This is a genomic window from Streptomyces ochraceiscleroticus (assembly GCF_000720485.1).
Taxonomy (GTDB): Bacteria; Actinomycetota; Actinomycetes; order Streptomycetales; family Streptomycetaceae; genus Streptomyces; species Streptomyces ochraceiscleroticus.
Genome location: NZ_JOAX01000069.1, coordinates 1 through 779, shown reverse-complemented (window position 1 = coordinate 779; position 779 = coordinate 1). Strand labels below are relative to the sequence as shown.

The window sequence follows — 779 nt, the reverse complement described above, 5'->3', positions numbered from 1 at the left end:
CACCGTCTCCAGGCCGTCGGCGAAGCCGTCCGCCCGGTCCTGCACCGGCTTGGTGGTGGCAAAGAGCTGCTCCGCCTCGGGCGCCTTGTAGTACGCCGACAGGCCCTGGAAGTGGGAGTGGACGTCCGAGCCGGTGGTGCGGATGTGCCCGGCATCGGTCTTCAGCGCCGCATGATCCTTCTCCAGCTGCGCCAGATCACCGGTGTACTGCGGAATCTGGTCCGGCTTCAGCTCGATCTTCATGCCTGCTGTGCCCCCGGCTTCTTCGGGTCCAGGTCCGGTACGCCGAGGGCCTTGCGCTGGGCGTCGGCGGCCATGTCCAGGTCGCCGTTGAGATAGGCGGTGGTGGCCTCCACCGCGCCCGTGAGGGACTTGCCGGCCCGGGCGGCGATGAACTTCAGGTCGTTGGTTGTGTGCTCGGCGAATTGCGAGAGCGCCAGCGCGACCAGGCCGCCGGCGGCCTTTTCCCCGTCCTTGCCGCCGCCGTGCGCCTCGCCCTCGGCGGTGATCGTGCCCGCGCTGCTCGCGGCGGACTGCAGATGCTCGCCGTACGCCTTGGCGTGCCCCTCGATCTTTCCGGCGAATTCACCGGTCGTCTTCAGCACACCCGAAATACCCTGCGGATGCAGGTCCCAGCCCGCCATCCCTACCCACGCTCCCCGTTACCGGCCCGCCCCTTTCGGGCAGGTCAGCCGATGTTGTCGACCGCAGCCTTGGCCTTGGACAGCGTGTGCTGCGCGGTGCCGTCGTTCTTCTCCAGCGTCGTCTTCAGCAGCTGG

Annotated in this window: 2 protein-coding genes; both read right to left on the bottom strand. The window is 68.5% G+C overall.

Features of this window, described 5'->3' with window-relative positions; translation table 11 throughout:
• Positions 1–243, bottom strand: a 243-nt coding sequence (locus IG84_RS38525) for a hypothetical protein (RefSeq protein WP_037801468.1), incomplete at its 3' end; no start/stop codon positions are given.
• Positions 240–644: a DUF6507 family protein gene (locus tag IG84_RS0137155; protein ID WP_031067844.1), complete on the bottom strand. Its 405-nt coding sequence runs from the start codon at positions 642–644 to the stop codon at positions 240–242. The genes IG84_RS0137155 and IG84_RS38525, both read right to left, overlap by 4 nt.
• Positions 645–779 lie beyond the last annotated feature (135 nt).

What these genes read in the sequence shown, in the direction of transcription:
- IG84_RS0137155 (WP_031067844.1), bottom strand. Translation starts at nt 644, where the DNA reads ATGGCGGGCTGGGACCTGCATCCGCAGGGTATTTCGGGTGTGCTGAAG.